A 19,954-nucleotide genomic window follows, 5' to 3' on the forward strand; every position below is an offset into this window, starting at 1 on the left:
ACAGTAAGTTAGAGGAGACTCACGTTGTATCCAAGCGAAGTCGACATGTGGTTCCTACCCCTTGGCGGGACAGGTGAGATCGGCATGAACATGAACCTTTACGGTCATGCCGGTCGCTGGTTGATGATCGACTGTGGTGTCTCCTTTGATGAACCGCTTAACCCTGCAAAGCCCAATAGCCTAAAGCACGAAGTCGTCTGTGCCGACCCTCGCTTCATTACAGATAATAAAGACGAACTCGAAGCGATCATTATTACCCACGCTCACGAAGACCACATTGGCGCTATAGAAGATTTATGGCTGCGCTGGCAAAAACCAATCTACACCACACCTTATACAGCTGCTGTTCTGCGCAAAAAATTAGCCTATACCGCATTTGCTGAACTGGTCTCCATTATCGAAACACCTGCTGCTCGCGTATTACACACGGGAGACTGGAAAATAGATGCACAACCAATTACCTCAGCCGGCTTTGACAGTGGCGTGTTTCAACGACTTGGATTAACAGGCATTGATGCCGTTGTGGGTGATTCCACTAACGCCATGAAACCAGGGTGGTCGACTTCTGAAGCGGATTGCCATGATGGGCTGTTAGCCGAGGTAAAAGAAGCACAAGGACGCGTTGTTGTCGGCTGCTTTAGCAGTAACATCGCACGTCTAATCACGTTAGCTCGGGTAGCTGAAGCTTCGGGTCGCTATTTGGCAGTGCTTGGGCGTTCTTTAGAGAGAAATGTAGGTCTGGCACGCCAATTTGGATTATGGCCCGAGCATATTGAGCTCATTGACCATACGCATGTTGGTTATTTACCAGCACGAGAAGTGTTAGTTGTGGCGACAGGCTGCCAGGGTGAATCTAGAGCAGCACTCAATCGTTTAGCCGACGATAGCCATCCTCACTTAGTGCTGGATAAAGGTGACAAAGTCATCATGAGCGCTATTATTATTCCAGGTAATGAGCTTGATATTCAACGCCTCACGAATAAGTTTAAAGCGCGTCGAATAGAGGTCGTGCATGCCGAACAAAGTGACCGCATACTGCACGCTTCGGGCCATCCTAATCAAGAAGAGCTTAAACAACTGTACCAGTGGGTGAAGCCGCGTATGGTGATACCCACGCATGGCGGACCCGACCATATGAAAGCGCATGCTGAAGTCGCCAAAAAAGCGGGTGTGAGGATGACGCTTACGGGCATGAACGGTGATTTATTTAAAATTGGATTACAGCCGAGCGTCCGCCGAAACGCAGTAAAAGCGGGGCGAATTGCGCTAGCTCGCGATTAATATATTATATTTATAAGCATATTGATATGCATCAAATTGACCGCACGACAGAGCAACAAGAAGCGTGTTAAAAAATATTTAGTAACCTTTCAATTAAGGTTAGTAACTTGACTTATAACGTCATTGGCTAAGGAGATCGTATTATGGATCTTGACCCCCTCGTGCTTTCGCGAATTCAATTCGCGTTTGTCGTGTCATTTCATGCCATATTCCCCGTGTTCACTATCGGTTTGGCATCTTATATTGCATTAATTTACGGCCTTGCATTCAAAACTAACAACCCGAAGTGGGAGCGCTTAGGTGCCTTCTGGACCCAAGTGTTCGCGGTTGTTTTTGGTATGGGTGTGGTGTCCGGTATTGTTATGTCCTTTCAGTTCGGTACGAACTGGAGTAACTTCGCGCTCGCGACATCTAACTTTTTAGGCCCAATACTGAGCTACGAGGTGGTGACAGCGTTCTTCTTAGAAGCGGCGTTTCTGGGGGTGCTTTTGTTCGGTCGCGGTAAGGTACCGAACGGTGTTCACTTTTTTGCTGCGCTGATGGTGTCTATCGGCACCTTTATTTCTAGTTTTTGGATCTTGTCGGCCAACAGCTGGATGCAAACACCTGCGGGCGTTGAAATGCGTGATGGTTTTTATCATGTCATTGATTGGTCAGCCGCCATTTTTAATGACTCGTTTTGGTATCGTTTCAGCCACATGGCGTTAGCTTCCTTTCTAACCGGTGGTTTTGTTGTTGCTGGCGTGAGTGCTTGGTTTATTCTTGAAAAGCGTGATACCGAGCTGCACCGTAAAGCCCTCTCAATGACGTTATGGCTGTTACTGATAATTGCGCCGTTGCAAATCTTTGTCGGTGACATGCATGGTCTCAATACGCTAAAACATCAGCCGACCAAGGTGGCCGCGATGGAGGCGAACTGGGAAACACAAAAGAATGTGCCCCTGCTTTTATTTGCGATTCCTGACCAAGAGGCTCAGAAAAACCACTTTGAAGTGGGTATTCCCAGCATGGCGAGCTTGATCTTGACTCACGAGTGGGACGGTGAAGTGCCCGGCATTAAAGAAATGCCAAAAGATCAACAACCTAACGTGCCGGTTGTTTTCTGGTCTTTCCGAATAATGGTTGCGATGGGCGTACTCATGGTGTTATTCGCCATTACCGGTCTCATTTTGCGTAAAAATAAGGCTTACGCACGTAATCGTTGGTTCTTGCAAGGATTGCGATTAATGTCGCTGGCGCCGTTCGTCGCAGTGCTGTCGGGTTGGTTTGTAACCGAGGTGGGACGAGCGCCTTATCTTGTGTACGGTCAGATGACCCAAGCCGAAGCACTAACACCGTCGTTAACGGGCGGGATGGCATTGTTCACCTTGATTGGCTATATCGCAGTGTACGCCTGTGTATTCGCGGCGGGTGCTTATTATCTGACACGTGTTATCCGCGCAGGTACTGAAGCTGCCGAGCAGCACGACGACGAGAAGCATCGTGCTAAACGTCCACTTTCTGCTGCAGAAGCCGACTTTGATTAAGGAGCACCTATCATGAGTGAACCCATTTTTGATTTGACTTACGTCTGGGCTGCGATAATTGCCTTCGGTGTCATCATGTATGTGTTGATGGATGGCTTCGATTTAGGCCAAGGCATACTGTTTATGTTCGCACCCAGTGAACATGACCGCGACATTATGATGAACTCCGTAGCGCCTGTATGGGATGGCAACGAAACCTGGTTGGTGCTAGGCGGCGCGGGTTTATTGGCTGCCTTTCCGCTGGTTTACAGTATTTTCTTGCCGGCACTCTACATCGGCGTTTTCCTATTGCTCGCGGGACTTATTTTTCGCGGCGTTGCCTTTGAGTTCCGCTTTAAAGCACATACATCGCGTTATCTTTGGAACTGGGCCTTTGCAATCGGCTCAACAGTTGCGGCGTTTGCACAGGGCGCTGTTGTAGGCGCTTATATCCAAGGCTTCGAAACTGAAAATATGCGCTATGTCGGTGGAGCATTAGACTGGCTGTCACCGTTTACCGTGTTGACGGGGCTTGGACTGGTCGCGGGGTATGCGCTACTGGGGGCAACTTGGTTAGTGATGAAATCTGAGGGTTCGACTCAACAATGGGCCTATCGTTTAGTGAAGCCGCTACTGGCGGCGGTACTGCTGATTTTTGCCATCATCAGTATCTGGACTCCCTTTGTTGACCCGTTCGTTTCAGAGCGTTGGTTCTCACACATCACGCCGATTTGGCTACTGCCGATTTTAGCGTTGGCTTGTGCGTTTTGGTTATATCGCTCGATTCAAGCCAAGCGTGAGGGAACCCCTTTTATTGCCACCATGGGAATGTTTATTTTCACTTACTTAGGCCTATTGGCGAGCAAGTGGCCTTATGTGGTACCCCCTAACTATACATTAAGCCAAGCAGCGTCGGCCCATGAGTCACAGCTATTCCTGCTGTTAGGTTTGCTGTTCGTAATCCCCATTGTGCTTGTTTACACCGCTTGGACTTACTGGGTATTTCGCGGCAAGGTAAAAGCCGATCAGGGTTATCACTAAGAACCAATGAGTGATAACTTTCGCTCTGCAGCGAACTATCTTAAGCAAATCCAAACTGTTGCGCAGCGCTCGACTCGTCGAGCGCTGCTTTTCGGTGTTTTACAAACATCCAGTGTGATCCTGCAATTGTATGTGGTCGCTCAGTTAGCCCATCGACTGCTGGTGCTGAAAGAGCCGCTCAGCGATCTGACACTGTATTGGTTGTTGTTGGCTTTCGCTACTTGTGCGCGCGCCATCATGGGTTGGCGGCGTGAACTTTGGCAAAGTGAAGCAGCGGGTCTGGCGCTGCACCATGCACGACAAAGACTACTGCGGCGATGGCAGAGTCAGTGTCGACAAGGACAAAGTATTGATCGCGGTGATGGGTCGATGCTTATCGATACCGTTGAGCAGTTACGTGGCTATTATGAGCGTTACTTTGTGCAACAGTATCTGACTGTGTTAAGCCCACTGATGATTTTGGTGGTCTGCTTTTGGCTGAATCCCGTTGTGGGTGTGTTGCTGCTTATTTCCGGGCCTATCATTCCTCTATTTATGGCGCTTGTTGGTATAGGGGCTGAGCGAGTCAGTCAAAAGCATGCACAAAGCAGTGTCGCGCTAAGTCGAGTATTCACCAGCATGCTTAAGAACGCGACAAGTATCAAACTATTTAATGGCTTACAGTTTGCCAATAATACGATTGCGCAAGCCGGGGAGGATTATCGGCGCGCGAACATGAAAACGCTCAAGCTAGCGTTTTTATCTTCTGCCGTGTTGGAGTTTTTCTCGAGTGTGGCCATCGCGGCGGTGGCGCTATACGTTGGTTTTGGTTTGCTTGGCTACATTAATTGGCTAGGTGCTGATGAACTCACGTTATTTAGTGGGCTGCTCGTGCTTATGCTGGCTCCTGAATATTTTGCTCCGCTTCGACAGTTCGCGCAAACTTATCACGATCGTGCGGCAGCCATGGGCGCCGCGACCTTATTAACTGAAAACAACCCGCAAGACGTGCAGGCGGATGTAGCAATGACTGCTCCGGGGCACTGCTTGGCAACCCAAAACCTGCAGGTGACTATTACGCCCAACGCCCGATTACCTTACCCCGACTTTACGTTCCCGAAAGGGGCTCTGACGGTTATCTCTGGCCCTTCTGGCTCGGGAAAGAGCACACTCTTACGAGCTCTTCTTGGACTTCAAAGTTATCAAGGTACCGTGTTACGCGCGAACGATAGCGACCAACCGATTGCCTACTTTTCGCAACAACCCTTTCTATTACCCGCGAGCATTCGCACTAACTTGTTTTTGTACAGTGATGACCCATCCGTTGACCCGCAACCCGTATTGCGGCGGGTCGGTCTTGATAAAGCCATTGCTGTTGCCGCTTCGGGGTTAGATACGATGCTAGGTGAGCGTGGGGCAGGCTTGTCCGGTGGTGAGCAACGACGGTTAGCTTTGGCACGTTGTTTACTGAGTTCATACCCCTTGATCATTTTAGACGAGCCGACAGAAAACTTGGATAACGAATCCGCGGATGTGATTAGACGCGAACTGGGTGACTTATGTAAATCTGGGCGGACGGTGATTGTTGCCAGTCATGATGAAGCACTCATCGCGTTGGCCGATCATCGTATCGAGCTCGATGGGGGAGGTTCGTATGTCTAAGCCTGCGGTATTTAAGCCTTGGTTTCGGGCTTTTAACGCACATCGCTGGCAGTGGTGGCTCGGGTTCAAGTTGGCGTTACTCACCGTCGTTTGTGGCATTGGACTTTTGGCTTTATCAGGCTGGTTTATTACGGCTTCCGCGATATTTGTTACGGTGAACATTTATGCACCGGGTTCTGGTATTCGCTTTTTCGCCGTGACGAGAACGGTCGCGCGTTATGTTGAACGTTTAGTTAATCATGACTTGGTGTTGAAAATACAAGCGCGTTGGCGTATCGCTTGGTTCAAACGTTTTCAACGGCACGCCTATGAAGGCTTAGCACGTTTTCGAGTCGCGCAGGCGATTCAAGGTCTGACTCGCCACATAGAAGCAATGGATAATCTTTGGCTTAGACTGGCTATGCCAGCCTTTGCGGTAGCGGCCGTTAGCTTATGTTTTATCTTTTGGTTTAGTTTTTATCACTGGGCGCTTGCTGGAATTGTAGTGATTACAGGGCTGGGCGCCTACTGGTTGATATCTCGACTAGCACACTACTCGCTATTACAAGCGGTAAAGGTTGAGAAGTATCAACACCGTATACGCGCCCGTGGAATGGCACTCACTGAGTCACTAGAAGAAGTTATGGCGTGGAAACAGTTTGATAAGCAAAGCGAACGTATTACATATTATTCTCGAGAAACTGAGCGTGCCTTTCAGTTTGAACAACGCCGCGCTCGCAAGATTAAGCTATTACTTGAGTGGCTGACACATGGAGCGGTTATAGGTATCTATTGGGTGGCTATTCAGTTGTTCATTGACCCAAACGCTCAGGTCAGTAGTGCGGAGGTGGTCATGTTATTGCTTGCCGCGCTAGCTTGGCAGGAGTTGTTACTTGAATTACCTCAACAATGGCAAACTTATGGACGTACTGCTCTAGCTAGTCGTCGCTTATTGGCAGAACAAACCAATAGTTCAGCAAAGGCGAAAGTCGTTGAGTCCGTGGATGCCTCGCTGCGGTGGGATAATGTCACCGTGTATCGACAGTCACGCCAACTGTTTGCACCTATAAGCCTCCAAGCTGTTGCGGGCGAATGGGTATGGTTATCCGCCCCATCGGGCGAGGGGAAGTCAACACTTCTAAATGCAACGGCAGGTATGTACGCGAACTTTTCAGGTAAGATCGCAGTACCGAAATTATCGGAATTTAATTACCTGACTCAGCATACTGACATACTCGATGATACCGTATTTAACAACCTCACCCTGGGACGCCAACTGGATGATCAGCGAATTTGGAAAGTGTTGGAGTGGGTTGAGTTAGCCGAACGTATTCGGCAAATGCCGGAGCAGTTAAATAGTCGTATCGGTGAGCTTGGGATTCGCTTATCGGGTGGGCAATATCGACGTTTGGCGCTTGCTCGTGCATTGCTTAAAGACGCGCCTCTGGTGATTTTGGATGAACCCTTCTCTGGCTTAGAAGTGGACTTAGCCGCTCGAATTACCGAGCGGCTGATGAATGAGTTGCCCCTATCTATCGTTTTGGTAGCAAGTCATCATGTGCCCGCATCGGTACGAGCTCATGATAGACACACGGTTGTTGAGCTAGGTCACTGTTGAGCGCGTTTGCCAACGCGGATCCCGATAGGCTTCAGTTGACATAATATCTGCCAGTATTGCTATTGCGCGTTCAACTTCTTGGAATTGATTATACAATGGTGCAAAGCCGAAACGGATATAATTAGGTGCTCTGAAGTCAGCAATCACACCGCGTTCAATCAGTGCCTGGCAAATCTCATAGGCATTTGGATGAGCATAACTCAGTTGGCTGCCACGCTGTTCGGCATGCGACGGTGAAATGAGTTCAAAGTCGGATGACCAATCCTGAGCGGCTAAGCTCTGTTGAAAAGTGTGAGTCAGCTGCATTGATTTTGCACGCACCTGCGCTAGAGAAACATCATTAAAGCATTCGAGTGCAGCGTTTACTGCTTGCATTGAGATGACGGGGGGCGTACCCACTAACATTTGTCGAATGCCTTTAGCGCTTTGATACTTGGGCTCAAAAGCAAATGGGTTAAGGTGCCCAAACCAGCCTTGTAGCGGTTGTGTGAGTATTGCATGGTGACGCTGACTGACATAAACGAACGCAGGAGCACCAGGACCTGCGTTTAAATATTTGTATGTACAACCAATGGCATAGTCGACTTGCCACTGACTCAGCTGGATCGGCATGACGCCGGCGCTATGGGCTAAATCGGCTATCATTAAAGCACCCTGGGCATGAGCCGCTTGACTGAGCTGTTGCAAATCAAGTCGACGGCCTGTTCTAAAGTTGACCTCGGTTGCTAAAACCGCAACGGTACGTTCATCAATAGCGTCGACGAGCTCAGCTTCGTCAACCAGCTTGAGTTCACAGCGTTGCTGACCCAGAAACGATTCAACACCTTGGACCATGTATAAATCGGTCGGGAAGTTATCGCGAGTCGATAAAATAACGCGTCGCTTCTCACTTCCAACGGCATTAATCGCAGCACAGATAACCTTAAATAGATTGACTGAGATAGAGTCGCAACAAATGACCTCGTTATTTTGTGCGCCAATCAAATGGGCAATCTTGGCACCAACGATGGTGGGTAAGTTGACCCAATCGTGCTGATTCCAGCTCTTAATTAGGTCATTTCCCCATTGCTCGCGTGTAGTTTCATTGACTGTCTGTGCGACTATTTTGGGTAACGCGCCTAGTGAGTTACCATCGAAATATATCGTGTCATTAGGTAGCTCAAAGATTTCACGTTTATGGGCTAAGGGATCGTCACGATCAAGTCGCGCATAATCAATCTGATTCATTAAATACATCCTTAAGTAATTTCTCTACGCGGGTAAATGCGACAGTATCCGGGTGTAGCCAATCAAAGTGCCCAGCCCCTTTTTGTATGTATATTGACTGCGCTCGGTCGGTCAGTGCTTTTGACTGGTTTGGATCGACAATCGGGTCGTCGGCGCCATGCAGTAAATAAACGGGATTCAAAAAAGCGTGCTCGATTGGATTAGCCGCACGGTATTCGGTAGTACGTTCTTGCAACGAGCCTCCCATAAAGTGTTCGGTCACCGTTTCACAACTATTGCTACCCTGACTATATTGTTCGATATTACTGATAGCGGCCAATCCGATAATCGCTGAGAACGGGTGAGGTAGCTGATTATCCGTTGCGGCAAGTAAGGCGAGGTGGCCGCCCGCAGAATGACCCAAAATGGCGGTATTTGGCGCGGTAACGTTGGGTTTCTCAAGAATATGTTGAATGGCTGAACTGATATCTTGGTAACTGGTTGGCCAGCCGCCGCCATTACCCACGCGCCGATATTCAACGCCAAATACTTGATAGCCCAGCTTACTGAGCGCTGACATAAACGGGCGTGCGTGTTTAATATCGTAATCGCTTAACCAACATCCGCCATGAATAAACACGAGGTTACCTTGGCTGGGTTCAGATGGTCTCCATACTTCTATAAACTGACTATCGTGGTCGCCATACTTCAATACGGAGTCTGCTTCAGCGTACGGAAGTTCAGTAATTGTCGAATACGAGACAGGCATTACGACTTTTTCTTTTGCTGCAACAGACAGCGAGAGTATACAAGCGGTCAATAAAAGAACGGGATACCGAGTGAAATATGCTTTCATGTATGGCTTTTGCTTTTATATCGAATTGTGTTGCAAAAACCATACAACTTTGCTGTTAAGACTGTAACGACTGACGCCCAAACTCACGAATACTGGAACGCAGATCCTGACCAGAGGTCTCTTGGAAAACATTCAGACCAAATGCCGGTAAGATAGCTAATAGATGGTCAAAAATATCCGCTTGGATGCCCTCATATTCAACCCAGGCAATTGTATTGGTGAAACAATAAATCTCTAAGGGTAAGCCTTGTGCGGTGGGACTGAGTTGTCTAACCATTAACGTCATATCCTGGTGGATTTGCGGATGGCTTTGCAGATATTTTTGCACATAAGCTCGAAACGTACCGATATTAGTGACATTACGGCTATTAATGGGGTCATGTCCCTCACTCACTAATTGTTCATTCCACTGTTTAATATCTTGTTCTTTTTCGTTGAGATATTGACTCAGTATTTTGAATTTGCGAAGGCGGGTCTTATCTTCATCGCTCAAAAAGCCAATGCTGGTTTGGTCGATAAATAGACTGCGCTTGATACGACGCCCACCGGCCTCTTGCATGCCGCGCCAGTTCTTAAATGATTCAGAAATGAGGCGCTTGGTAGGAATGGTGGTAATTGTTTTATCCCAGTTCTGCACTCTTACCGTGTGTAGTGCCATATCGATGACGTCACCATCAGCATTTAACTGCGGCATTTCAATCCAGTCACCGACGCGGATCATGTCATTTGACGATAGCTGAATACTCGCAACAAATGAAAGGATAGTGTCCTGAAAAACCAACATGGTTACTGCACCCATCGCACCGATACCGGATAATAGAATAACCGGTGACTTATCAATTAATGCTGCGATGATAAGGATGGCCGCAATTAAATAAACCGCGATAGTGGCGATTTGTAAATAACCCTTAATGGGTTTTAAATGCGCATCGGGACGGCGGCTATAAATCTCATTTACACTGCTCATTGCTGCACTAAAGGCACGAGCAATGGTGAGCACGATATAAGCGACAGCGACATTTTGGACGATGGTAATGACGGTATCGGATAACTCTGGAATCCAATGAATACCGGCTGTTAGTAGTAACGCAGGAACCACTTGAGAAAGTCGGCTGATAATCTTTTTAAGACCCACGCTTGGATCGCGTCCTAACTCGGTGCGTGATAATAGACGAGCGACACCGCGTAAAAGAATGTGTTTAGTAAAAAACTGTGCAAGCCAAACAGCAAGAGCAAGCAGAATGCAGGCACTCAGAGTATAGGCATAAGGGCGTCCGTCGGCCCACTCAATAAACCAATCCGGGTAATTCACTGACGTTTTTCAACCTCATTTTTCAGTTGTTTACGTAAACCTAAAAAGAAAATAATTTCAGTCACAACGAACAGTGGACCAATGGCAAGGCCCATTATGTCATCGACAAAAGCAGGTTTTTTACCTTCAAAGTAATGACCAATAAATTGGAAAATCCAACCGATGATGAATAATGCAATACCAAATATTAACCACGCTGTGGTGGGTAAGGCGGCAAGTTCGCGACTTACTGACAACGCTAACCACAAAAGGACTGTCATGAGCAGTCCAAGGGGAATGTCGAGGCGTATATAAAATACCACCGCAATGAATACGACTAAGTTGGCGGGTGTCAGTAGAAGATAGCCAACACTAAACTCTGGGCGGCTCAGTAAGGTTAATATAGCGACCACAATTAGTGGAATACCAATGAGGTGAGTCAGTATATTGCGCGGATCACGATGATACTTTGCGTACTGTGCTAAGTGATCGACAAGTGAACGGCTCATAGAGTGACCTTTTTAATCGTATTGAATGCGAATAAGAGTGCAACGAAGCCAAGCTACTGTCAATTACAAAAGCTTGTTAGACTTTGCCTTATCAGGATGTATCTGAAAGGAGTACTAGATGTCTCACGATACGAGTTTAATTAATAAGCAACGCCAAGATTTATCAACATTCGAATCTGTTTGGTTGTTCGGTTATGGCTCCTTAATCTACAAGGTTGATTTCCCATATATCGAACGTAAGCCTGCTACCATTTCGGGCTGGAGTCGCCGGTTTTGGCAAGGTTCACACGATCACCGTGGTACGCCTGAATCACCCGGTCGTGTACTCACGTTAATTGAAACGCCGGGAGAGACCTGTACAGGCATGGCTTATCGAGTATCGCCTGCCGTTTTCGAACACTTAGATCATCGAGAGAAAAATGGCTATCTCCGCTTTTTTACACCCATGCAATTTCAAGACGGTAGTCAAGAGGATGGTCTTGTATATATCGCTAGTAGCGACAATGCGGCCTTCTTAGGCGAAGCGCCACTTGATGAAATCGCGACACATATTGCTAAAAGTCGAGGCCCAAGCGGGGACAATAGTGAGTACCTACTTAAGCTTTCAGATGGACTTCGTCAGCTGGGAGTTAAAGATCCTCACGTTGAAGGCATTCGCTATCATCTCGAGATGCTACAGGCGACTTAGCACTCGGAATGCTGGCGCACAAACGGCAATCACCTTGTTCTGGCGCCGACCTTTCGATATAACGAAGCTTGTGACTTGCAGATTCTCGATTGGCTGATACTTGATAAACGCGATCTCGATTGGCCATTATGCTCTTACCTACGTTTGTTAACTGTCCGTTGGACAATAAAGGCGGTAGAGGAGTTCCATAATGGTCTTTGTATTACCATCGCAAAGTTGGTAATAAATGTACTTACCTTCTCGACGCGTAGCGACTAATGACTGTTGACGCAAACGATTTAAATGTTGCGATAACATGGGTTGATGAATATCTAGTTGCTTTTCAATTTCGCCCACTGAGTACTCTTTTTCGCTGAGTAAACATAGAATGAGCAAGCGATCGGGGTGAGATAGCAACTGCATCACTTTCGCAGCCTCTTGAGAGGAAGTCTTTAATGTTTCCGGATTCATAACTTTAATACCATCAGGATGAACGCGCTCAATAATAGCAAACACGAATGCTTGCGCTAGTTATTTATATTATCAACGAGTTCATTTAAAGGTTTAGCGGGATGAATGTATCGACCTTGGTATAAGTCAAATTTTAGGGCTCTTGCTTGTTTCAATTGTTGCTCGGACTCGACGCCCAGAGCGTGTACTTTTATTCCGGCGCGATGAGAGAGCTCAACAATTCCGTCCACGATGGCATAACCACGTTCGTTATCGAGCTTTTTAATAAAGTCATGTTCGACTTTAATCGCAGAAATCGGAAACTCTCGCAAATAAGTCAGTCCTGCAAAGCCTGCGCCAAAGTCATCAATAATCAGCGAGAAACCTGCTTCAGTCAGCCGGCTCAATGTTTGCCGAAGCTCATCAGATGGATCTATCAACGATGCTTCTTTCAGTTCGAAACAAAAATGTGTGTTTGTTTCAGACAACTGATGCGAGAATTGAACCATATCTGAAACGAACGCATCATCTAACTGTTCTGCGAATACGTTGACAGCGATATTACGTTTACCCTCAGCATTCACTGGAATCGATGGAAGGTCGTCGATAATACGTTGAATAGCCCAGGTGCCAAGTTTTTGTTTGGTCACTGTGTCGCAAAGTGGAAGAAAATTGGCGGCTGCAATCACACCTTCCTCTTCGTGATTCCATCTTAACAGAGCCTCGTACCCCTGCGCTTGCAGACTTGAATCACACATCGGTTGATAGTAAATCTCGAATTGTGACGCTTCTATGGCATCATGCAACTGTTGCTTCACCAATAGTTGTGACTGTGAGTCACTTGCCATTTCCTGGTTAAAAATAACTTGGCATGCGCTCGTTTGTCGACGTGCGCGTTGCAATGCGGAACTGGCATACGAGAGCAACTCGGCTGCTGTTAAACCATCTAAGGGATAAGTACATGCACCAATATTAGCGGACGCTTTTATTTGTTTGTGCTGTTCAATTAAAATTGGCTTGTTAAGTGAGTTCATCAAGTTATCCATCAGGTCTTGTAAAGCCATATATTCCTTAATACCTGACAATAAAACCCAAAAGTCATCACCCCATGCGCAGTACAAAAATGCGTTTTCGGGAAGCGCCTGTTTAAAGCGCTGCGCGACTCGTTGTAATACGCGATCGCCGTCATCCACGCCGTAAGACTCATTGACTTTGTGGAACTCGCGAATATTGATATTAAGTACCGCAACGAGCTCATTATCTGCTGCTGTTTCAAGTGCATTTTGAAGATCAAGCTTCAGTTGCTCGATATTGGGTAACCCGGTCAAAGGCTGTAAGTAGGCGATCTGTTTGAGTCGTCGACGCTCCAAAATGAATGCAGACAGATCAATTAGCGTGACGAAGCGAACGCTCCCTTGCTTATCTTCGCTGATTTTCAGCAGACCTTGTAGTGACTGTTGACTAGGTCGATTAAACTCGACTAAATACTCAATGCCTGTCGCTAATAGCGGGCTCTCGTTATCACTGTTTAACGGAGAAATAAAATCTAAAATATGATGAGCATTAGGCAGACTATCGGTCAGGCCCACTAAATTACGAAAATTATTGTCGGCACGAACGATACAGTCGTGCTCGTTGAGTTCGGCAAAGCCCATAAGTTCACGTTGAGTCACTGCTTTGCTGTCGCGCATCCAAGTTAAGTCTTGGCTCATGTCGGTCCACTGACCAGCAATTTTGGTGTCATCGTCGTTGAAGGTGCGAAGTTCGTCGCGTAGCCATATATAACTGCCATGCTTAGAACGAAAACGATAGCGATGAACGAACGTCTTGTTGGCTTCAACTTTACTAATAGCGCTTAGCGTGAGCGCTCTATCTTCAGGATGAACATTGTCGAACCACCAATTGGGGCTTAACGCTTCTTGTACCGTATAACCAAGGATATGAGATATATTGGTGCTGACATAGGCAGGTCGAAAATTGCCGTTTTGTTTATGTAATTCATAAATGATGGTGGCACCCTCATCGAGCTGACTTAGCGACGGGTGCAACGCGGAGAAAGTCGCCTTAGAGGCGCGTAATGCTTGCCATATAAAAAATGCAGACTCAGCGATAATGGCTAAACCGAGGCACAAAATGCCCATGTGTAACATCTGCATATCAAATGGGAATAGGTAAAATAGGCTTATCGCGACAATGGTAATCACCGCGGTTGTTATCGCATACGCAGCCAACCAGCGAGAGTGTGCACTATCGATCTTTTCTTTACTGGTTCTTTCTATCGGATTCTTGCCCATGGGATATCATCTTTAGCTGTAGGTTTACTGAGGATTGAGCCTTGCAACTCATCACATCCAAGATGTTTAAGTAATAAAAGTTTGGCGCGATTATCGACGCCCGTTGCGATTGTTTTTAGACCACGAGAGCGTGCCATTTTGATCATCGAAATTAATGTTCGCTTTTTGTCACTATTTGATGTCGCCTGAAGCACTAAATTTTCAGAAAGCTTTATTGCATCAACCGGTAGGACGAAAATACTCTGAAGTGTGAGCTGACCTTCACCAAACTGATCGGCAATGACAGTAACGCCCATTGAACGCAATTTTTTTAAATACACTTTAGCCTGCTCATTGATACGTACGAGCGATCTCTCACTCACCTCTAAGCTGAGGCTAGAGGCTGGGAACTTAGTCTGATTAAGTGATTTTGCAACCGCGTTTAAGATTGCCGGCTCAAGAATATCGTTTAAAGTGATATGCAGCGATAGGCGAACGATAAAATCTTTTTTTATCCATTGAGATACGTCATTAAAAGCTGTTTTAATCATCCAGCCGGTAAATTGCTTGGCGAGTGATGCCTCTTCGATGAGCGGTTTGAAGTCCTCTGGTGATAAATAACCGCGCTGGTTGTCACGCCATCGAACAATGGCTTCTAGAACAGAGAAATAGCCAGAGTTGGTATTGAGGCGTGGCTGATAATAAAGCTTGATGTTTTCGTTTTCGATAGCCGACAAAAGCTGTTTTGATAGTGGCTCATCTTGGTCATTAACGAGGTCATTATCTTGATCTAAAAATGAAAACACTTGGTTATTCTCTGCGGCGCTATAACCATGCTGATGCGCGTCATGAATGACAACATTGGCGTTGTCCTTCACATTCTCTCGTTTAACACGAAGAACACCTGCTGATGTATCTAGTCTGAATTCGTTACCGTCAATAACAATGGGCTGTCTGAGTAATGCTTGCAGTTTCTCTTGCAACTCTTCTCGTGAATGTTCTGTATTGGCATGGAGTCCAACTAACTCATTAGTAGCTGTCTGGCCAATTTCCGCTGAGCTACCGAGCGCTTCTTTTAACTGTCGAGCGAGTTCAGCGACGATTTTATCGGCCTTTTGATGTCCTACTTGATTGCGAAGTTTATCAATGTTTTTCAACCGTAAGTTTATGATATCCATTAACGCATCTGCAGGGGCTGCGGTTTCTTTTGACCACTCATTAATCTGTTCCAGTAGCGCATCGTGATTGGGGAGTGCTGTTCCATGAAACGTCTTTTTGGCCTTATTCTCGAGATGATGGAGCTGTTGAACTGAGCGGCTAATAAGGCCAGTTATAAGCGGAAGCAGCGTGAGCATCAATAACCGCAAAGGCCAATCGATTATTGCTTCGGAGTGATTGTTGAGTTCTGTGGGGAAAAACATCGGGGTGAGCATTAACCCCGTAACGAAACCACCTAAAGCACCAATACGAGGTCCAAGCAATAAGCCTGCAAATATAAGTGGAAAATAAATTAAATGTTCAAAAACGCTGGGCAGTCCCCCAGTATACTCAATTAACTGGATACATGCGGTTACTAAGACAGCGATCAAGAAACCGCTGAATACCTGCTTCTCAGCATTTAGTTCGGTGAATTCAACGAGTGTTTCTCGGCACCAAGTCGCAAAACTGTATGGGTTTGATGTATTGTGCATGAGTATCCATATGTGTGCGCTCATCGCACTATCTTAAGCGTAAATCATTTACTAATATGGGACCGGCTAACCTCACAAGCTTCTATCAATTGGAACGATTATGCAAGACAAATTGGAAACTCGCTCATTCTTACTTATGTTGCTCGCGGTGAGCATCGCTTTTGCACTGATTCTTAAGCCATTTTGGGCGTCAATTTTCTGGGCATGCGCGGTTGCTGTTATCTTCTATCCGTTACAGATCCGGCTGAAGCGTATGCTAGGAAGGCGCAGTAATCGAGCCGCCTTACTCACGCTGCTAATCGCTACGGTCATTGTGGTTATTCCTGTTCTTTTGGTGGCTTACTCGTTTATTCAAGAGGGCGTGCAGCTTTACCAAAAGCTGTCATCCGGCGATGTGAGTATTGCGCAAATCGTCGATAAAATTGAGAAGGGGTTGCCGTTTTTGCCTGACTTACTCGCTCGCTTGGGTATTGATATAGAATCACTCCCTGAGCGCATATCGCAATGGGCAATGAGTGCGAGTCAGTTTTTTGCGCAAGAAGCGCTAGTGGTCGGTCAGAATACATTTGGCTTTGTGATGAACTTGGGGTTGATGCTTTATTTGACCTTCTTTTTATTGCGTGATGGTAATAAGTTAATCCGCTTGATGGTACGTGCGCTGCCGCTAGGCGATGAGCGAGAACATCAGCTATTTAAGAAGTTTGCGGAGGTTACTCGAGCCACCGTTAAAGGCAATATCGTCGTTGCGATGGTTCAGGGTGCGCTTGGCGGTGTTATTTTTGCATTGCTAGGCATTCCGGCGCCCGTGTTATGGGGTGTAGTCATGGCATTTTTATCACTCATTCCAGCCGTTGGTGCGGGTATTGTCTGGCTCCCTGTATCGGTCTATTTGTTAGCAACAGGGGCTACGTTCGAGGGCATCGTATTGGTACTTTACGGACTCATTATTATTGGCCTAGCCGATAACGCCTTGCGACCGCTTTTAGTCGGCCGTGATACCAAACTGCCTGACTATGTTGTATTGTTTTCGACATTAGGTGGGCTGAGCTTGTTTGGTATCACAGGTTTTGTCATAGGTCCGCTGATAGCGGCTCTATTTTTGGCATTTTGGGATATGTTCACGCATGAGTTTAATATTGGTTCTTAAACGAAAGGTCGGTGGTAACCACCTTCGATACCTTGTTTACTGAGAATCCACTGCCAAAGTTGAATGTCGCGGGCGCGAAATGCGCCTGCGCATGACAGCAAATAATATTTCCACATGCGATAAAATGTTTTTTCGTAGTCACTCTCGAGTTGAGGCCAAGCCGTATCGAAGTTTTCGAACCAACCCATAAGAGTTTTATCGTAGTCGGCACCAAAGTTGTGCAGATCTTCACAAACAAACCGTTGTTCTAGTGCTGCACCGATTTGAGCGATGGAGGGGATTTCTCCGTTAGGAAAAATATAACGACTTATCCACGGATCAGCCGCTGTATCCGAAACGTTCTTACCAATAGTGTGCAGTAAAAACAAGCCATCATCTTTCAGGCACCGCCGAGCAACATCCATGTAATCTTCATAGTTCTTCTGACCGACATGTTCAAACATGCCCAAGCTGATGATGCGGTCAAAAGACTCGTCGAGATCGCGGTAGTCTTGCAAACGAAACTCGACAGGTAGGTCTTTGCAGCGCTCCTCACCTAAGCGCACTTGCTCTTTTGATATCGTGACACCGACACACTCAACGCCGTAGTTTTCCGCTGCATACTGCATAAAGCTGCCCCAGCCACAACCGATATCGAGTATCCTCATACCCGGTTTGAGCTGCAGCTTTTGGCAACTAAGCTCTAATTTATCGCGTTGTGCCTCGTTGAGGTTATCAGCGTCGCGCCAGTAACCACAGGTATACACCATGCGTTCGTCCAACATGGCTTGATATAATTTATTGCCGATATCGTAATGTTTTTGTCCGACTTCCCAAGCGCGCTTATCGTCTTGTAGATTAAATAAACGACTTTTCAGTGAATGGAAAATTAGGCGCGCCGGATTGACTTCATCTTGCACGCCGGAACGTAATAACCTATGGAAAAACTGGTCTAAACGCTCAGCATCCCATAGCCCCGCCATATAGGTCTCTCCAAGCCCTAAATTGCCACGTGACAACACCTGATCAAAGATGTTGTCATCGTGTACCTGCATATCCCACGGGTGTGAACCGTTAATTTGAATGCCGGCTCGGTTGAGTAGTTCGCTACAGTATTCTTTTGATGATGCCATGAGACTTAACCCTTACGTATTAAGTATTTCTTAACTTAACAATGGAGTAGGTCACAGGCAAATGTTGATTCACTAACGCTTTGTTGAGCCCGTAAACTCTGGATAGGCTTCGACACCGCATTCACTGATATCACCGCCCAGATACTCCTGCTCCTCGCTCACACGAATACCCACTGTGACTTTTAACAGATACCAGATAACCAGACTAGCGACAAATGTCCAACCAAAAATCGCCGCCGCGCCGAGCAGTTGAACCGACCAAGTTGCGCTCGCATCAGTCAAAGGGACAAGCATCAAGCCATAAAAACCTACCACACCATGTACGGACAATGCGCCGACTGGATCATCAATACGAAGACGGTCGAGTGAGATAATTGATATGACGACGAGTACACCCGCGCTTGCGCCGATAATCGCGGCGGTGTAGGGCTCCGGTGTTAAGGGTTGAGCAGTAATCGCGACTAAGCCGGCCAATACCCCGTTTACAATCATTGTCAGATCCGCTTTGCGCCAAATAAAAACAGTGATGAGCAGTGCACCTATTGCCCCAGCTGCTGCTGCGGTATTGGTGTTCACGAATACTTTTGCCACTGCATTTGCATTTTCTATGTCATGGATGGCCAACTGTGAGCCACCGTTAAAACCGAACCACCCAAACCAGAGAATTAATGTACCTAACGCCGCTAACGGCATGTTAGCGCCGGGAATAGCGGTCGGCTTGCCGTCCTTATATTTACCTCGTCGAGCGCCTAATAATAGAACACCCGCAAGCGCTGCTGATGCACCTGCCATGTGAACAATACCCGAGCCCGCAAAGTCGACAAAGCCTGCTTCAGCCAGAAATCCGCCTCCCCAGCTCCAGCTACCTTGAAAAGGATAAATAAAGGCTGACAGAACGACGGCAAAAATAAAGAACGCCAGTAATTTCATACGTTCAGCGACTGCACCAGAAACAATCGACATAGCTGTAGCGACAAACACACTTTGAAAGAAAAAGTCAGCATTGTCGGCGAAGTTGTCGGTACCACCAGCGCCATACATGAGAGTGTAGCCAATTATCAGGTAGGCGATACAGGCGAGCGCAAAAAGGACAATATTTTTAGTGAGTATCTCGGTGGTGTTTTTGCTGCGCACTAAACCCGCTTCTAGCATTGCGAAGCCGGCTGCCATCCACATGACTAATGCGCCTGACAACAAAATATATAGTGTATTTAATGCGTACTCTGTACTTGCGAGTGAAGCTGCATTCATCACGTATTCCTCCTAGCTACAGGGCTTCTTGGTCGACTTCACCGGTACGAATGCGTACACAGTGTTCGAGATGCGTCACGAAAATCTTGCCATCGCCGATGTTGCCGGTGTGGGCGGCTTCAGAGATAACCTCAACAGCCCGCTCTAGTTGGTCATCACTGACAGCAAGCTCTAGACGAATTTTGGGTAGAAAATCGACACGGTATTCAGCACCACGATAGAGTTCGGTATGACCTTTTTGACGACCAAACCCTCGTACTTCCGCGATCGTCATGCCGGTACAGCCGATATCCGCGAGTGCTTGTCGCACATCGTCTAATTTGAATGGCTTTATTAAAGCGGTAATCATTTTCATAACAGATCTCCGTTAATGTAGATAAATTGTTAATACAGGATTCGTGCCAGTAATTAAATCAAATTAAAACAAAGAGTTATG

The 19,954-nt window shown here is 46.8% G+C and carries 17 protein-coding genes; 7 read left to right on the forward strand and 10 right to left on the reverse strand.

Features of this window, described 5'->3' with window-relative positions; all coding sequences use genetic code 11:
• The first annotated feature begins 84 nt into the window (after positions 1 to 84).
• The 5 genes from ABNS04_RS00460 to ABNS04_RS00480 all read left to right on the forward strand — a co-directional run bounded on the left by ABNS04_RS00460 (position 85) and on the right by ABNS04_RS00480 (position 7,065).
• The gene (locus ABNS04_RS00460; protein WP_272977964.1) at positions 85 to 1,281 is read left to right on the forward strand and encodes a ribonuclease J; all 1,197 of its coding nucleotides are present in this window, start codon (positions 85 to 87) and stop codon (positions 1,279 to 1,281) included.
• 143 nt (positions 1,282 to 1,424) lie between these two features.
• Positions 1,425 to 2,807 carry a cytochrome ubiquinol oxidase subunit I gene (locus tag ABNS04_RS00465; RefSeq protein ID WP_272977965.1) on the forward strand — a complete coding sequence of 461 codons (1,383 nt, stop codon included), beginning with the start codon at positions 1,425 to 1,427 and terminating at the stop codon, positions 2,805 to 2,807.
• 12 nt (positions 2,808 to 2,819) lie between these two features.
• Entirely contained in the window at positions 2,820 to 3,827 is a 1,008-nt protein-coding gene (cydB, locus tag ABNS04_RS00470) for a cytochrome d ubiquinol oxidase subunit II (protein ID WP_006956405.1), read from the forward strand.
• 6 nt (positions 3,828 to 3,833) lie between these two features.
• A complete protein-coding gene (locus ABNS04_RS00475; RefSeq protein ID WP_272977966.1) occupies positions 3,834 to 5,468 on the forward strand; it encodes an ATP-binding cassette domain-containing protein in 1,635 nt (544 codons plus the stop codon).
• Entirely contained in the window at positions 5,461 to 7,065 is a 1,605-nt protein-coding gene (locus ABNS04_RS00480) for an ATP-binding cassette domain-containing protein (RefSeq protein ID WP_272977967.1), read from the forward strand. Before ABNS04_RS00475 ends, ABNS04_RS00480 begins: the two co-directional genes overlap by 8 nt.
• On the opposite strand, the gene kynU is transcribed toward ABNS04_RS00480, so the two are convergent.
• From kynU to ABNS04_RS00500, 4 genes are read right to left on the reverse strand one after another with little or no spacing between them, the layout of a single operon-like run.
• Positions 7,051 to 8,292, reverse strand: coding sequence for a kynureninase (gene kynU / locus ABNS04_RS00485; RefSeq protein ID WP_272977968.1), 1,242 nt, complete (start codon positions 8,290 to 8,292; stop codon positions 7,051 to 7,053). The genes ABNS04_RS00480 and kynU overlap by 15 nt on opposite strands.
• A complete protein-coding gene (locus ABNS04_RS00490) occupies positions 8,279 to 9,127 on the reverse strand; it encodes an alpha/beta hydrolase (RefSeq protein ID WP_272977969.1) in 849 nt (282 codons plus the stop codon). Before ABNS04_RS00490 ends, kynU begins: the two co-directional genes overlap by 14 nt.
• Positions 9,128 to 9,182: 55 nt before the next feature.
• The gene (locus ABNS04_RS00495; protein WP_006956400.1) at positions 9,183 to 10,439 is read right to left on the reverse strand and encodes a mechanosensitive ion channel family protein; all 1,257 of its coding nucleotides are present in this window, start codon (positions 10,437 to 10,439) and stop codon (positions 9,183 to 9,185) included.
• Positions 10,436 to 10,927 (reverse strand): Mpo1-like protein, encoded by a 492-nt coding sequence (locus ABNS04_RS00500; RefSeq protein ID WP_272977970.1) that lies wholly within the window; start codon positions 10,925 to 10,927, stop codon positions 10,436 to 10,438. The genes ABNS04_RS00495 and ABNS04_RS00500 overlap by 4 nt, the downstream gene beginning before the upstream one ends.
• A 118-nt stretch (positions 10,928 to 11,045) precedes the next feature.
• On the opposite strand from ABNS04_RS00500, the gene ABNS04_RS00505 reads away from it, so the two are divergent.
• Positions 11,046 to 11,615, forward strand: a complete 570-nt coding sequence (locus ABNS04_RS00505) for a gamma-glutamylcyclotransferase (protein ID WP_006956398.1) — start codon at positions 11,046 to 11,048, stop codon at positions 11,613 to 11,615.
• 147 nt (positions 11,616 to 11,762) lie between these two features.
• On the opposite strand, the gene ABNS04_RS00510 is transcribed toward ABNS04_RS00505, so the two are convergent.
• From ABNS04_RS00510 to ABNS04_RS00520, 3 genes are read right to left on the reverse strand one after another with little or no spacing between them, the layout of a single operon-like run.
• Entirely contained in the window at positions 11,763 to 12,065 is a 303-nt protein-coding gene (locus ABNS04_RS00510; RefSeq protein WP_040488113.1) for a metalloregulator ArsR/SmtB family transcription factor, read from the reverse strand.
• A 56-nt stretch (positions 12,066 to 12,121) separates the two neighbouring features.
• On the reverse strand, positions 12,122 to 14,338 hold the full coding sequence (locus ABNS04_RS00515) for a GGDEF and EAL domain-containing protein (RefSeq protein ID WP_272977971.1): 2,217 nt from the start codon (positions 14,336 to 14,338) through the stop codon (positions 12,122 to 12,124).
• The gene (locus tag ABNS04_RS00520; protein WP_348671153.1) at positions 14,320 to 16,032 is read right to left on the reverse strand and encodes an EAL domain-containing protein; all 1,713 of its coding nucleotides are present in this window, start codon (positions 16,030 to 16,032) and stop codon (positions 14,320 to 14,322) included. Before ABNS04_RS00520 ends, ABNS04_RS00515 begins: the two co-directional genes overlap by 19 nt.
• A gap of 76 nt (positions 16,033 to 16,108) precedes the next feature.
• Between ABNS04_RS00520 and ABNS04_RS00525 the strand changes: the two genes are divergently transcribed.
• Positions 16,109 to 17,155: an AI-2E family transporter gene (locus tag ABNS04_RS00525; RefSeq protein ID WP_006956394.1), complete on the forward strand. Its 1,047-nt coding sequence runs from the start codon at positions 16,109 to 16,111 to the stop codon at positions 17,153 to 17,155.
• On the opposite strand, the gene cfa is transcribed toward ABNS04_RS00525, so the two are convergent.
• From cfa to ABNS04_RS00540, 3 genes are all read right to left on the reverse strand, one after another.
• A complete protein-coding gene (cfa, locus tag ABNS04_RS00530) occupies positions 17,152 to 18,267 on the reverse strand; it encodes a cyclopropane fatty acyl phospholipid synthase (RefSeq protein WP_272977973.1) in 1,116 nt (371 codons plus the stop codon). The two genes, ABNS04_RS00525 and cfa, sit on opposite strands and share 4 nt — an antisense overlap.
• A 72-nt stretch (positions 18,268 to 18,339) precedes the next feature.
• Positions 18,340 to 19,518, reverse strand: coding sequence for an ammonium transporter (locus tag ABNS04_RS00535; protein ID WP_006956392.1), 1,179 nt, complete (start codon positions 19,516 to 19,518; stop codon positions 18,340 to 18,342).
• A gap of 16 nt (positions 19,519 to 19,534) precedes the next feature.
• Positions 19,535 to 19,873: a P-II family nitrogen regulator gene (locus ABNS04_RS00540; RefSeq protein WP_006956391.1), complete on the reverse strand. Its 339-nt coding sequence runs from the start codon at positions 19,871 to 19,873 to the stop codon at positions 19,535 to 19,537.
• Positions 19,874 to 19,954: the final 81 nt, after the last annotated feature.

Source organism: uncultured Idiomarina sp. (assembly GCF_964010655.1).
Lineage (GTDB): Bacteria > Pseudomonadota > Gammaproteobacteria > Enterobacterales > Alteromonadaceae > Idiomarina > Idiomarina baltica.

Excerpts from the sequence above, each read along its gene's own strand:
- ABNS04_RS00460 (WP_272977964.1), top strand. The coding sequence starts at position 85 with ATGAACATGAACCTTTACGGTCATGCCGGTCGCTGGTTGATGATCGAC.
- ABNS04_RS00490 (WP_272977969.1), bottom strand. The coding sequence starts at position 9,127 with ATGAAAGCATATTTCACTCGGTATCCCGTTCTTTTATTGACCGCTTGT.
- ABNS04_RS00515 (WP_272977971.1), bottom strand. The coding sequence starts at position 14,338 with ATGGGCAAGAATCCGATAGAAAGAACCAGTAAAGAAAAGATCGATAGT.
- ABNS04_RS00465 (WP_272977965.1), top strand. The coding sequence starts at position 1,425 with ATGGATCTTGACCCCCTCGTGCTTTCGCGAATTCAATTCGCGTTTGTC.
- ABNS04_RS00520 (WP_348671153.1), bottom strand. The coding sequence starts at position 16,032 with ATGAGCGCACACATATGGATACTCATGCACAATACATCAAACCCATAC.
- cydB (WP_006956405.1), top strand. The coding sequence starts at position 2,820 with ATGAGTGAACCCATTTTTGATTTGACTTACGTCTGGGCTGCGATAATT.
- cfa (WP_272977973.1), bottom strand. The coding sequence starts at position 18,267 with ATGGCATCATCAAAAGAATACTGTAGCGAACTACTCAACCGAGCCGGC.
- ABNS04_RS00480 (WP_272977967.1), top strand. The coding sequence starts at position 5,461 with ATGTCTAAGCCTGCGGTATTTAAGCCTTGGTTTCGGGCTTTTAACGCA.
- ABNS04_RS00535 (WP_006956392.1), bottom strand. The coding sequence starts at position 19,518 with ATGAATGCAGCTTCACTCGCAAGTACAGAGTACGCATTAAATACACTA.
- ABNS04_RS00510 (WP_040488113.1), bottom strand. The coding sequence starts at position 12,065 with ATGAATCCGGAAACATTAAAGACTTCCTCTCAAGAGGCTGCGAAAGTG.
- ABNS04_RS00525 (WP_006956394.1), top strand. The coding sequence starts at position 16,109 with ATGCAAGACAAATTGGAAACTCGCTCATTCTTACTTATGTTGCTCGCG.
- ABNS04_RS00500 (WP_272977970.1), bottom strand. The coding sequence starts at position 10,927 with ATGAGCCGTTCACTTGTCGATCACTTAGCACAGTACGCAAAGTATCAT.
- ABNS04_RS00505 (WP_006956398.1), top strand. The coding sequence starts at position 11,046 with ATGTCTCACGATACGAGTTTAATTAATAAGCAACGCCAAGATTTATCA.
- ABNS04_RS00540 (WP_006956391.1), bottom strand. The coding sequence starts at position 19,873 with ATGAAAATGATTACCGCTTTAATAAAGCCATTCAAATTAGACGATGTG.
- ABNS04_RS00475 (WP_272977966.1), top strand. The coding sequence starts at position 3,834 with ATGAGTGATAACTTTCGCTCTGCAGCGAACTATCTTAAGCAAATCCAA.
- kynU (WP_272977968.1), bottom strand. The coding sequence starts at position 8,292 with ATGAATCAGATTGATTATGCGCGACTTGATCGTGACGATCCCTTAGCC.